At 36.1% G+C, this 233-nt stretch carries 1 pseudogene; it reads right to left on the minus strand.

Going from position 1 to position 233, the window contains the following annotated elements:
- A pseudogene (locus SB775_RS34105) lies at positions 1-233 on the minus strand (hypothetical protein); the annotation flags it as partial.

Below are 233 nucleotides of genomic sequence, written 5' to 3' on the forward strand. Positions count from 1 at the left end.
GTATGACTTGAACCGTTTCACAATAAAAAGAAAAATATTGTTCTTCATAGTCTTCGACGAAGTAATTCAAATTGTCCCAGCCTCTATCCAAAAGCTGAATGTCCAAAAAAAGATAGGAATCGTTTGTTAACTCCAAATCTTTGATTTGAACAGAAGAGACATTGGTGAATTTCAGATGAATGTCTGCTTGCCAGTTCGCAGATTCATATGGGATGTGCAGAACAATACAGTTG

The sequence above is a fragment of the Peribacillus sp. SIMBA_075 genome (genome assembly GCF_046534585.1).